Raw genomic sequence first — 12,695 nt, forward strand, 5'->3', positions numbered from 1 at the left:
CCTTTACGCTACTTAGCTAGAAGATTGCTGCAGAAGCGCTGGTCTAGGCGGCGCGGGGGGCGACACGGCAGCACAGCTCACATCACTGTGGTTCTCCACATCTGTGGATAATTGTGTGGAAAGACCCCTGGAGTGGCATATTCGTAGGGCCGACGGCCACGTCGATCACTCGTGTCGCGGGGGACTCGCGGGTGGTGCCCGACCGTCTGCTCCTATCTACCTATTCCGGGGAGGAAACGTACGTGGACGACGAGCAGAACGTGTTGACCGCCGTCTGGCCGGAGGTGGTCGCCGAGCTCACCACAGGTTCCGCCGACGGTGCGATCCCGCCCGTGACCAACGCCCAGAAAGCATGGTTGGGCCTGGTCAAGCCGCTGACGGTAGCCCAGGGGTTCGCGTTGCTCTCGGTCCCTTCCTCCCTGGCGCAGGAGGCTATCGAACGCGATCTGCGGGAGCCGATCCTGCGCTCGCTGGCACGCCGGCTCGGCCCCCAGGTGGAGGGACTCGGGGTCCGCATCGCCGCTCCGGCCACTCCGCCGGCCGACCGGCCGGCCGGTCCGCCCCGCCACGCACGGCTCACTTCGCGCCCGGAACGGGTCCGCGAGACCCCCCGCGAACCTGTGGGTTATCCCTCGCAGCAGGAGTACTCCACAGGGTCCGACTACCCGGCGCCGCGCTATCTCTCCCCAGCGGAATTCTCCGGTCATGCCGAATATCCCCAGCCCCAGTACCCCGCTCAACCGGTGGCTCGAGAATTGCCGGAGAACGACGAGCCGGAACGTCCGGCCCCGCCCCACCGGGACCGGCAGCTATCCGCCGTCCCCCGCGGCGGACCGGACGGAGGTCCCGGACCGTCCGGCCAGGAATCGCTGTTCGCCTCGGAGTCCGACGCCCCGCCCGCCCGGCGTCCCGGACCGCAGGAGGATCCCGCGGACGACGAGCCCGTCGTCAACGTGCGCAACTCCTGGCCCACCTACTTCGCCAAGACGCCCGAGCCCACGCCGACGGCGCCCGCCACCTCGGCCGCCAGCCTGAATTCCAAGTACACGTTCGAGACCTTCGTCATCGGCGCCTCCAACCGGTTCGCGCACGCGGCCGCGGTCGCGATCGCCGAGGCGCCCGCCCGGGCCTACAACCCACTGTTCGTCTGGGGCGCATCGGGTCTGGGGAAGACGCACCTGCTGCACGCGGCCGGCCACTACGCCCAGCGGCTGTTTCCCGGTATGCGGGTGAAGTACGTGTCGACCGAGGAATTCACCAACGACTTCATCAACAGCCTGCGCGACGACCGCAAGGTGGCGTTCAAGCGCCGCTACCGCGAGACCGACATCCTGCTGGTCGACGACATCCAGTTCATCGAGGGCAAGGAAGGTATCCAGGAGGAGTTCTTCCACACCTTCAACACCCTGCACAACGCCAACAAGCAGATCGTCGTCTCCTCCGACCGGCCGCCCAAGCAGCTGGCCACGCTGGAGGAGCGGCTGCGCACCCGGTTCGAGTGGGGCCTGATCACCGACGTGCAGCCGCCGGAGCTGGAGACGCGCATCGCCATCCTGCGCAAGAAGGCGCGCATGGACCGGCTCGATGTGCCGCACGACGTGCTCGAACTCATCGCCAGCCGGGTGGAGCGCAACATCCGCGAACTGGAGGGCGCGCTGATCCGCGTGACGGCGTTCGCCTCGCTCAACGGGCAGCCGCTGGATCTGTCGCTGGCCGAGGTCGTCCTGCGCGATCTGATGCCCGACACCACCACGATCGAGATCACGGCGTCCACGATCATGGCCGTGACCGCGGAGTACTTCAACACCACGCTCGAGGAGCTGACCGGGCCCGGCAAGGCCCGGCCGCTCGCGCAGGCGCGGCAGATCGCGATGTATCTGTGCCGCGAGCTCACGGACCTGTCGCTGCCGAAGATCGGCCAGGCGTTCGGCCGCGACCACACCACGGTCATGTACGCGGAGAAAAAAGTCCGCAAGGAGATGACCGAGCGCCGCCGGGTGTACGACCAGGTTCAAGAACTCACAGCCCGAATCAAGCAGCGCTCCCGCTGAATTCGCTCCCCAGGCCGATCCACCCTGCCACCAGGGTGGATCGGCTTTTTCGTGTTGTGGATTCCTCGAGGAATCCTTGTGGAGTCCTCGAGGAATCCCCCGGTTCTCCACCGGTTTACCCACAGTTTGTCGGGAGGGGTGTTGACACCTTCGCTCACACCCGTTGGTGCACAGTTCCCACAGGCAGATCCATCCATAGGCCCCGACCTGCGCAGATCGGTAGTTGTGCTTGTGGATTCCTCGAGGAGTCCTTGTCAGGTCCTCGAGGAATCCTCGAGTTGTCCACCCCTTTGCGCACAGATGTGCACAAACCGGGCATAGTCATGGAACAACTCGAGGACCGCTCGAGGACGGCCGTGGGACAAGTTCGTAACCTCCACAGCGGTGCACCGTTCATCCTCGAGACACCCGCAGGACATCCCCATGCCGCCGCGCCCTGTGACCAGCGGATTCGGCCGGAGTCCACAGAATCCACAGTGCCTATTACTGTTTCAGTTCCTCTCCTTCAATAAGTTCTTTCAAAACAGGGTGTGTGGAAACTCGGTTCGGGACGCAGCGGACCGTCCGGCTTCTCCACGAGTCGTGGATCGAAGCGGCAAGGAGAAGAACGGGCGGGGAACGTCGCGACGCACCGGGGGAGGGGGCGTGTAGTCATCCGGCGCATCCACGGGTACGGTTTGGTGTCGGTCGCCTGTGCCACACTGCGGTGGGTAGGAATTCGGGTGGCCGTTCCAGAACATCTCTGCACGAAGCGGCGCTGAGCCGAACGGATCACGACCGATCGAGACTGGGAGAGGACATACCGGGCGATGGAGCTTGCAAGCATGAAGTTTCGGGTCGCTCGCGAGGATTTCGCGGAATCCGTCGCCTGGGTGGCCCGTAGCCTGCCGTCGCGTCCACCGGTTCCGGTGCTCGGTGGTGTTCTGCTCGTGGCCGACGAGGACGGGCTGACCGTCTCGGGCTTCGATTACGAGGTATCCGCGCAGATGCGAGTGGCCGCCGAGGTCGCGGGTCCGGGCCAGGTCCTGGTCTCCGGCCGCCTCCTGGCCGATATCACCAAGGCGCTGTCGAACAAGCCGGTCGACGTCTCGGTCGACGGCACACGCGTCCTGATCGCCTGCGGCAGTGCGAAGTTCTCGCTGCCCACCATGCCGGTCGAGGATTATCCCCAGCTGCCCGAACTGCCGCCGCAGACCGGCGAACTCGGTGTCGACGTGTTCTCCGAGGCGGTCGGCCAGGTCGCCGTCGCCGCGGGCCGCGACGACACGCTGCCGATGCTCACGGGCATCCGGGTCGAGATCGAGGGCCCCAAGGTCGTTCTCGCGGCCACCGACCGCTTCCGGCTCGCCGTCCGGCACCTGGAGTGGCAGCCCGGCCGCGACGATGTGGAGACCGCCGTCCTGGTCCCCGCGCGCACGCTCTCAGAATCCGCCAAGACGCTGGGCCCGTCCGACTCCCCGGTGCAGCTCGCCTTCGGCACCGGCACCGACGGTCTGCTCGGCATCGTCAACGGCGGCCGCCGCACCACCACCCGGCTGCTCGACGCGGAATTCCCCAAGTTCCGCCAGTTGCTCCCCAAGGAGCACACGTCCATCGCCACCCTTCAGGTCAGCGCGCTGATCGAGGCCATCAAGCGCGTCGCCCTGGTGGCCGAGCGCGGGGCCCAGGTCCGCCTGGAGTTCTCCGATCAGGGCCTGCAGCTGTCGGCCGGCGGTGACGACGCGGGCCGCGCGGAGGAGTGGCTGGAGGCCGAATTCCGCGGCGAGGCGCTCACCATCGCCTTCAACCCCGGCTACCTCAACGACGGGCTGTCCGCGCTGCGGTCGGACCGGGTGACCTTCGGATTCACCACGCCGAGCCGTCCCGCCGTGCTGTGCCCGGCCGGCGAGGAGGAGCCGGCGGTCCTCGAATCCGGTGCGTACGCGGCACTCGCGGGGAACTACATCTACCTGCTGATGCCGGTTCGCCTGCCGGGCTGAGCCGGGCGGGCCCGGTGGCCGCCCGATCTCTGTGAACAATGTTGATAACTCTGTGAAGAACCCTGTGCCCGTGGCCTGTTCGGGCCCGGTGTCGCGGTTCTCCACAGGACTACCGCGGGGACGGTGAGTCGAGCGATGCACGTCCGGGCGTTGAGTCTGCGGGACTTTCGCTCCTGGGAGCAGGCGGAACTCGAACTGTCCGCGGGCCGAACGGTTTTCCTGGGCGCCAACGGCAACGGCAAGACGAACCTGATCGAGGCGCTCGGGTATCTCGCCACCCTCGGATCGCATCGGGTATCCACAGACGCTCCCCTGATTCGCCTGGGGGCGCAGCGTTCCCGGATCGGCGCGACCGTGGTGAACACCGGGCGCGAGCTGCGTATCGACCTCGAGCTGAATCAGGGGTCCGCCAACCGCGTCCAGATCAACCGATCGCCGGTGCGTCGGCCCCGGGAGATCCTCGGCATCCTGCAGACGGTGTTGTTCGCGCCGGAGGATCTGGCGCTGGTGCGCGGCGATCCGTCGGAGCGCCGCCGCTTCCTCGACGAGCTGTGCACCGCGCAGCTGCCCCGCCTGGCCGGCGTGCGGTCCGATTACGACCGCGTCCTGCGGCAGCGTTCGGCGCTGTTGAAAACCGCGGGGCGGCAAGCCCGCTCGCGCTCGGGCGCCCCCGCCGAGCTGAGCACCCTGGATGTGTGGGACGGGCATCTGGCCGCGCACGGCGGCGAACTGCTGGCACAGCGGCTGCGGCTGGTGCACGAGCTGCGCCCCTTCCTCGCACAGGCCTACAGCTCGATCGCGCCGGAGTCGCGTCCCGCCGCGGTCCGCTACCGAAGTTCTTACCTGCCACCGGAACTCCTGCATCCGGACCGGACGCCGGCGCCCGACGACGCCGAGGTACTGGAGTCGATCATGCTCCGGGAGCTGTCCGAGGCCCGCGCCAAGGAACTGGAGCGGGGAGTGTGCCTGGTCGGCCCGCACCGCGACGACCTGGAGCTGCTGCTCGGCTCCGCGCCCGCGAAAGGCTTTGCCAGCCACGGTGAATCGTGGTCGTTCGCCCTGGCCCTGCGGCTGGGCGCCTTCGAACTCCTGCGCAGCGCGGGCACCGACCCCGTCCTGCTGCTGGACGACGTCTTCGCCGAACTGGACCGTCGCCGCCGCGCCGCCCTGGCCGCCGTCGCCGCCACCGCCGAACAGGTCCTCATCACCGCGGCCGTCCCCGAGGACGTCCCGCCGGAACTGGAGGCCACCGCGATCCGCGTCGAGACGACCGGCGCGGCCGACGAGCGCACCTCCCACATCGGCGACCGACCGGATCCGTCTCCCGCGCCGATCGACTCCACGGCGGAACAGTGACCGGGTCGGTCGGCGCGTGGCGCAACTATGTCACGTGACACCGGTCGCGCCACGCCGGAACTCGGGCGGGAAACCGCTAGCGTGTCCTGCACCGCCCGGGGTGGTCCGCGCCCGGGAGTCGATCATCGCGTGGAAGGAGTGCCGGTGACGGAGGAGTCCGAACACAGCGCCGAGGCCGCTGCGGCCGGGCCGGGGGACGAGGTGCGCGGAGTCGATCTGGCACGGCGGGCGCTGGAGGAGGCGCGGGCCGCGGCGCGGGCGAGCGGTAAGGCGGTCGGGCAGGGGCGGGCCTCGCCGCGCAAGGGCGGGATCCGCGCGCTGCGCCGGCGCTCGGGGTGGTCCGGCGCGCGGCCCGACGAGCGCGATCCGCAGACGTTCTCGGCCCTGGCGGGCGCGCTGGCCAAGAGCCGCGGCTGGTCCGGCAAGGTCGCCGAGGGCATGGTGTTCGGCCGGTGGGCGAGCGTGGTCGGGGAGGACGTCGCCTCCCACGCGACACCGATATCGCTGACCGACGGCGTGCTGAGCATCCAGGCGGAGTCCACCGCCTGGGCGACCCAGCTGCGCATGTTGCAGTCCCAGATCCTCGCGAAGATCAATGCCGCCGTGGGTCAGGGCGTCGTCAAATCGCTGAAGATCAGCGGCCCGGCCGCCCCGAGCTGGCGCAAGGGCGAGCGGCACATCAAGGGCCGCGGCCCGCGCGACACGTACGGGTAGCAGGACGTTTCACGTGGAACCGCCGGAAGATCGACCGAACGCCCCCGCAAACATTTCCACCCGCCTCTCGACGCGGCGCTGAGGCTGGCTGGTTCGCCGAGACCTAACTCCGGACCCGGCGGCGATCGATTTCACGCACTCACGAAGCTCTCAGGGGTGTCATAGGTGCGTCCTGAGGCGGGTGTACCAGTAGGATGGTGGAGTAACTAGCGGCGATACTGTCGGCGCGTTCCGGGCAAGCCCGCGCGAGGACCCGTAATTCTCGAGCAGTTCGTCATCTCGAGCAGCTGTCTACAGGGGTTCTCTGTGTGCCGTCCGACGCTGCGCCGACAGATCAGCAAGTAAGGAGAGCTACCGAGCAGTGGCTGCCAACGACTCCAAAGCAAGCGGCTCGACCAAGGGCACTCGGCAGGACTACGACGCCTCCAGCATCACGGTCCTGGAGGGACTGGAGGCAGTCCGCAAGCGTCCCGGTATGTACATCGGCTCCACCGGTGAGCGCGGTCTGCACCACCTGATCTGGGAGGTTGTGGACAACTCCGTCGACGAGGCGATGGCGGGCTACGCCAGCCGTGTCGATGTGACCCTGCTGGCCGACGGCGGCGTCGAGGTGGTCGACGACGGTCGCGGTATTCCCACCAGCATGCACGCGCAGGGCATCCCCACCATCGAGGTGGTCATGACCCAGCTGCATGCCGGCGGCAAGTTCGACTCCGAGTCCTACGCGGTGTCGGGTGGTCTGCACGGCGTGGGTATCTCGGTGGTGAACGCGCTGTCGACTCGTCTGCAGGCCGATATCGACTACGGCGGCTATCACTGGACCCAGGAGTACAAGGACGCGAAGCCCGGCAAGCTGGTGCAGGGCGATCCGACCAAGCGGACCGGTACCACGATCCGGTTCTGGGCCGATCCGAACATCTTCGAGACCACTTACTACAACTTCGAGACGGTGTCGCGCCGCCTGCAGGAGATGGCGTTCCTGAACAAGGGCCTCACCATCACCCTGACCGATCAGCGGGTGAGCGACTCCGAGATCACCGAGGAAGTGGTCAGCGAGACCGCCGAGGCGCCCAAACACGAGGGCGAGGCGGCGACGGTCACCGAGCAGAAGGTCAAGACCCGCACCTATCACTATCCGGGCGGCCTCGAGGACTTCGTCAAGCACATCAATCGCACCAAGCAGGCGATCCACAACACGGTGGTGGGCTTCACCAGCAAGGGCACCGGCCACGAGCTCGAGGTCGCGATGCAGTGGAACTCGGGCTACTCCGAATCCGTGCACACCTTCGCCAACACCATCAACACCCACGAGGGCGGCACCCACGAGGAGGGCTTCCGCGCGGCGCTCACCTCGGTGGTGAACAAGTACGCCAAAGACAAGAAGCTCATCAAGGAGAAGGACGGCAACCTCACCGGCGACGACATCCGGGAAGGGCTGGCCGCCATCGTGAGCGTGAAGGTCGGCGAGCCGCAGTTCGAGGGCCAGACCAAGACCAAACTCGGTAATACCGAGGTCAAGTCGTTCGTGCAGCGCACCTGCAACGAGAATCTGGCGCACTGGTTCGAGGCCAACCCGGCCGACGCCAAGACGATCGTGCAGAAGGCGGTCTCCTCGGCGCAGGCCCGCGTCGCCGCCCGCAAGGCCCGCGAGCTGGTGCGCCGCAAGAGCGCGACGGATCTGGGCGGCCTGCCCGGCAAGCTCGCCGACTGCCGGTCGAAGGATCCGCGCCTGTCGGAGATCTACATCGTGGAGGGCGACTCCGCCGGTGGCTCGGCCAAATCCGGCCGCGACTCGATGTACCAGGCGATCCTGCCGATCCGAGGCAAGATCATCAACGTCGAGAAGTCCCGCATCGACAAGGTCCTCAAGAACAACGAGGTCCAGTCGATCATCACGGCGTTCGGCACCGGTATCCACGACGAGTTCGACATCTCGAAGTTGCGGTACCACAAGATCATCCTGATGGCCGACGCCGACGTCGACGGCCAGCACATCACCACGCTGCTGCTGACGCTGCTGTTCCGCTTCATGCGCCCGCTGGTCGAGCACGGGCACGTCTACCTGTCCTGCCCGCCGCTCTACAAGTTGAAGTGGCAGCGCAGCGAGCCGGAGTTCGCCTACTCCGACCGCGAGCGCGACGCGCTGATGGAACAGGGCCTGGCGGCCGGGAAGAAGATCAACAAGGACGACGGCGTACAGCGCTACAAGGGTCTCGGCGAGATGAACCCGAAGGAGCTGTGGGAGACCACGATGGATCCGGCCACCCGGCTGCTGCGCCTGGTGACCCTGGACGACGCGGCCGCGGCCGACGAGCTGTTCAGCATCCTGATGGGCGAGGACGTCGAGGCTCGGCGCAGCTTCATCACCCGCAATGCCAAGGACGTCCGCTTCCTCGATCTGTAGGTCCGTTTTCCGGCGCGCCGGAAACGAATGACGTGGGCCCGCAAAGACTTCTTACGGAGACGATTCCATGACCGAGACCACACTCCCCCCCGAGGGTGGCGACCGCATCGAACCGGTCGACATCCAGCAGGAGATGCAGAACAGCTACATCGATTACGCGATGAGCGTGATCGTCGGCCGCGCGCTGCCCGAGGTGCGCGACGGCCTGAAGCCGGTGCACCGCCGGATCCTCTACGCGATGCACGACAACGGGTATCGCCCCGACCGCGGGTACGTGAAGTCGGCGCGCCCGGTCGCGGAGACGATGGGTAACTACCACCCGCACGGCGATTCGGCGATCTACGACACCCTGGTCCGCATGGCCCAGCCGTGGTCGATGCGCTATCCGCTGATCGATCCCCAGGGCAACTTCGGTTCACGCGGCAACGACGGTCCCGCCGCCATGCGCTACACCGAGTGCCGGCTCACGCCGCTGGCCATGGAGATGCTGCGCGAGATCGACGAGGAGACCGTCGACTTCACGCCGAACTACGACGGCCGCTCGATGGAGCCGGTCGTTCTCCCCAGCCGTGTCCCCAACCTGTTGATCAACGGTTCAGGTGGCATCGCGGTCGGTATGGCCACCAACATCCCGCCGCACAACCTGCGCGAGGTGGCCGAGGCGATCTACTGGGCGCTGGACAATCACGAGGCCGACGAGGAGGCCACGCTCGCGGCCTGCATGGAGGTCGTGAAGGGTCCGGACTTCCCGACCAGCGGCATGATCGTGGGCAGTCAGGGCATCCAGGACGCCTACAAGACCGGGCGCGGCTCGATCCGCATGCGCGGCGTGGTGGAGATCGAGGAGGACAACCGCGGTCGCACCACCATCGTCATCACCGAACTGCCCTATCAGGTCAACACCGACAACTTCGTGAACTCGATCGCGGAGCAGGTGAAGGACGGCAAGATCGCGGGCATCTCCGATGTCCACGACGAGTCCTCCGACCGCGCGGGCCTGCGGATCGTGGTGACGGTCAAGCGCGACGCCGTCGCCAAGGTCGTGCTGAACAACCTTTACAAGCACACCCAGCTGCAGACCAGCTTCGGCGCGAACATGCTGTCCATCGTCGACGGCGTGCCGCGCACGCTGCGGCTGGACCAGATGATCCGGTTCTACGTCGCGCACCAGTTGGAAGTCATCATCCGGCGCACCCGCTACCGCCTGCGCAAGGCCGAGGAACGCGCCCACATCCTGCGCGGCCTGGTCAAGGCGCTGGACGCGCTGGACGAGGTCATCGCCCTGATCCGGCGATCGGCCAATACCGACATCGCGCGCACGGGCCTGATGGAGCTGCTCGACATCGACGAGATCCAGGCCACCGCGATCCTGGACATGCAGCTGCGCCGCCTGTCGGCCCTGGAGCGGCAGAAGATCGTCGACGAGTTGGCGAAGATCGAACTCGAGATCGCCGATTTGAAGGACATCCTGGACCGGCCGGAGCGGCAGCGCGCGATCGTCCGCGACGAGCTGAAGGAGATCGTCGACAAGTACGGCGACGACCGGCGCACCAAGATCGTCGCGGCCGACGGCGACGTCAACGACGAGGATCTGATCGCCCGCGAGGACGTGGTCGTCACCATCACGGCGACCGGCTACGCCAAGCGCACCAAGACCGACCTGTACCGCAGCCAGAAGCGCGGCGGCAAGGGCGTGATGGGCGCCGGGCTGAAGCAGGACGACCTGGTCAAACACTTCTTCGTGACCTCGACCCACGACTGGCTGCTGTTCTTCACCAACCTCGGCCGGGTGTACCGGGCGAAGGCCTACGAACTGCCCGAGGCCAACCGCACCGCGCGCGGCCAGCACGTGGCGAATCTGCTGGCCTTCCAGCCGGAGGAGAAGATCGCCCAGGTCATCCAGATCAAGACCTACGAGGACGCGCCCTATCTGGTGCTGGCGACCAAGAACGGCCTGGTCAAGAAGTCGCGACTGACCGATTTCGACTCCAACCGCAGCGGCGGCATCGTCGCGGTGAATCTGCGCGATACCGACGAATTGGTCGGCGCCGCCCTGTGTTCCGCCGACGACGACCTGCTGCTCGTCTCCGCGCACGGCCAGTCGATCCGCTTCCCGGCCAACGACGAGGTGCTGCGCCCGATGGGCCGCGCCACCTCCGGCGTGCAGGGCATGCGGTTCAATACCGACGACTGGCTGCTGTCGCTGAATGTCGTCCGCAACGACACATATCTGCTGGTAGCGACCTCGGGAGGCTATGCCAAGCGCACCGCGATCGAGGAATACACCGCCCAGGGCCGCGGTGGTAAGGGCGTCTTGACTATCCAGTACGACCCGAAGCGTGGCACCCTGGTGGGCGCGCTGATCGTCGATGACGAGGACGAGATCTATGCCATCACTTCCAGTGGCGGCGTCATCCGCACGGCGGCCAATCAGGTGCGCCGGGCCGGTCGGCAGACCAAGGGCGTGCGATTGATGAACCTGGGCGAGGGCGATACGTTGCTTGCTATCGCGCGGAACGCCGACGAGCCCGAAGCGCTTTCCGGCGAAGAGGAAGCCAGCGGTGCTGACAAGCAGTAGGTTTCGGGTAACAGTAGTTTCTGTACATGCAGCGGCGGCACGACGGATCTAAGGAATCCCAATTGACCACACCGAATCAGCCGAACGACGAGCGGCATCACGCCAACGGTGTGACCGAGCGAGTCTCGCCGTCTCCGATTCCGCCGCGGCCCATTCCGCGGCCGGGGTCGGGAGACAACGGGTCCGCCGGCGCATCGGAGATGTCCGACCATCAGTCGGCTGGACAGGCGAAGGAACAGGCATCCGGGGACGGCGATGGATCGCGGTTCGAAGAGGGCTGGTCGCAATTGCCGCAGCGGGAGCCACAGACGAACCTGAACCGGTCGGGTCAGCCTCCGGTGGCGGGACGTCCGCCGGCGGCGCCGGTCGGGGGTCTCGGCGGTAGTGGCGGCGGCGGTCTCGGCGGCGGGCTCACCAATGCCCGCACGACCGCGGACCTGGCGGCTAAGGCGGCCCGCAAGGAGGCCGCGATGGTGAAGTCGGTCGGCATCGACGGGCCGACCCGCAGCATCGCGCGGCCGGAACTCGTCAAGGACATGCCCGATCTGTCGGAGCTGCGGCACCCGCTGCCGCATCAGCCGGAGGCCGCACCCGTGGGCGCCGGCGTCGGCGGTGGCGGGCGCGTGCTCCAGCAGCCCACCCACGTCTCGCCGGCCGTTCCGGCGGCCGTGGCCGCGGCCGCGGGTGGTGAGCCGCTCCGGGCGACCGTGCAGGTGCGGCACATCGACCCGTGGTCGACGCTGAAGATCTCGCTGGTGATCAGCGTGGCGATGTTCTTCGTGTGGATGCTGGCGGTCGGATTCCTCTACATCGTGCTCTCGGGCATGGGTGTGTGGGACCGCCTGAACAGCAGCTTCACCGACATCATGTCCAACGGCAGCTCCTCCTCGTCCGCATTGATCGATGCCGGCTCGGTATTCGGTTACGCGGCCGTGATCGGCCTGATCAACGTGGTCCTGCTGACCGCGCTGTCCACGGTCGGCGTCTTCATCTACAACCAGTGCACCGATCTCGTCGGCGGCATCCAGGTCACCCTGGCCGATCCCGACTAGAGCGCTCGGGATCACAGCTGGCCGCACGCTCGGGATCACAGCTGGCCGCACGCTCGGATCACAGCTGGCCGCACGCTCGGGATCACAAGCGGCCGAACTCTCGGGATCCACCGGTCGGTGCCCGCCCTCCAGGGGGTGGGCACCGACCGACCTGGGACCGCACTCAGCTCTTCTACCTGCCGTTTTGGTTGTTGCAGGTGCGTTCGGGTAATCTTTGCTCTCGGCTCGGGGACCACGGTTCGAGAGCCACACGGGTCTATAGCTCAGGCGGTTAGAGCGCTTCGCTGATAACGAAGAGGTCGGAGGTTCAAGTCCTCCTAGACCCACTTCCCGGACATCACAGTAGGGTGGGATTCATGAAAATTCTCCTCACGGTCGGTGTCGTGGCCGCGGTTATCGTCGCGGTCACCAAGTTCAAGCAGCGCGGCGATGCGGATCTGTGGCACGAGGTGACCACCCGCTGAGCGCGGCGCTCACCAGGGGCCATAGCTCAATTGGCAGAGCACTGCCTTTGCAAGGCAGGGGTTAGGGGTTCGATTCCCCTTGGCTCCACACTCTTTT

The 12,695-nt window shown here is 67.0% G+C and carries 8 protein-coding genes and 2 tRNA genes; all 10 read left to right on the plus strand.

The features are described from left to right. Positions 1-242 precede the first annotated feature (242 nt). Positions 243-2,051 (plus strand): chromosomal replication initiator protein DnaA, encoded by a 1,809-nt coding sequence (gene dnaA / locus ON41_RS01275; protein WP_040744550.1) that lies wholly within the window; start codon positions 243-245, stop codon positions 2,049-2,051. An 809-nt stretch (positions 2,052-2,860) separates the two neighbouring features. Continuing rightward, positions 2,861-4,030: a DNA polymerase III subunit beta gene (dnaN, locus tag ON41_RS01280; RefSeq protein ID WP_040744248.1), complete on the plus strand. Its 1,170-nt coding sequence runs from the start codon at positions 2,861-2,863 to the stop codon at positions 4,028-4,030. A gap of 135 nt (positions 4,031-4,165) precedes the next feature. Beyond that, the gene (gene recF / locus ON41_RS01285) at positions 4,166-5,386 is read left to right on the plus strand and encodes a DNA replication/repair protein RecF (RefSeq protein ID WP_040744249.1); all 1,221 of its coding nucleotides are present in this window, start codon (positions 4,166-4,168) and stop codon (positions 5,384-5,386) included. A 144-nt stretch (positions 5,387-5,530) separates the two neighbouring features. Beyond that, positions 5,531-6,100, plus strand: coding sequence for a DUF721 family protein (locus ON41_RS01290; RefSeq protein WP_040744551.1), 570 nt, complete (start codon positions 5,531-5,533; stop codon positions 6,098-6,100). Between the two features lie 361 nt (positions 6,101-6,461). Beyond that, on the plus strand, positions 6,462-8,504 hold the full coding sequence (gene gyrB, locus ON41_RS01295; protein WP_040744250.1) for a DNA topoisomerase (ATP-hydrolyzing) subunit B: 2,043 nt from the start codon (positions 6,462-6,464) through the stop codon (positions 8,502-8,504). 67 nt (positions 8,505-8,571) lie between these two features. Then, positions 8,572-11,082 carry a DNA gyrase subunit A gene (gyrA, locus tag ON41_RS01300; RefSeq protein WP_040744251.1) on the plus strand — a complete coding sequence of 837 codons (2,511 nt, stop codon included), beginning with the start codon at positions 8,572-8,574 and terminating at the stop codon, positions 11,080-11,082. A gap of 62 nt (positions 11,083-11,144) precedes the next feature. Next, entirely contained in the window at positions 11,145-12,134 is a 990-nt protein-coding gene (locus tag ON41_RS01305; protein ID WP_040744552.1) for a DUF3566 domain-containing protein, read from the plus strand. 252 nt (positions 12,135-12,386) lie between these two features. Continuing rightward, positions 12,387-12,460: transfer RNA gene (locus ON41_RS01310), tRNA-Ile, on the plus strand. Positions 12,461-12,490: 30 nt separating this feature from the next. Beyond that, the gene (locus ON41_RS42590) at positions 12,491-12,598 is read left to right on the plus strand and encodes a DLW-39 family protein (RefSeq protein ID WP_218003325.1); all 108 of its coding nucleotides are present in this window, start codon (positions 12,491-12,493) and stop codon (positions 12,596-12,598) included. A gap of 15 nt (positions 12,599-12,613) precedes the next feature. Next, positions 12,614-12,686, plus strand: a tRNA-Ala gene (locus ON41_RS01315). Positions 12,687-12,695: the final 9 nt, after the last annotated feature.

The sequence above is a fragment of the Nocardia transvalensis NBRC 15921 genome, from assembly GCF_000308875.1.
Lineage (GTDB): Bacteria > Actinomycetota > Actinomycetes > Mycobacteriales > Mycobacteriaceae > Nocardia > Nocardia transvalensis.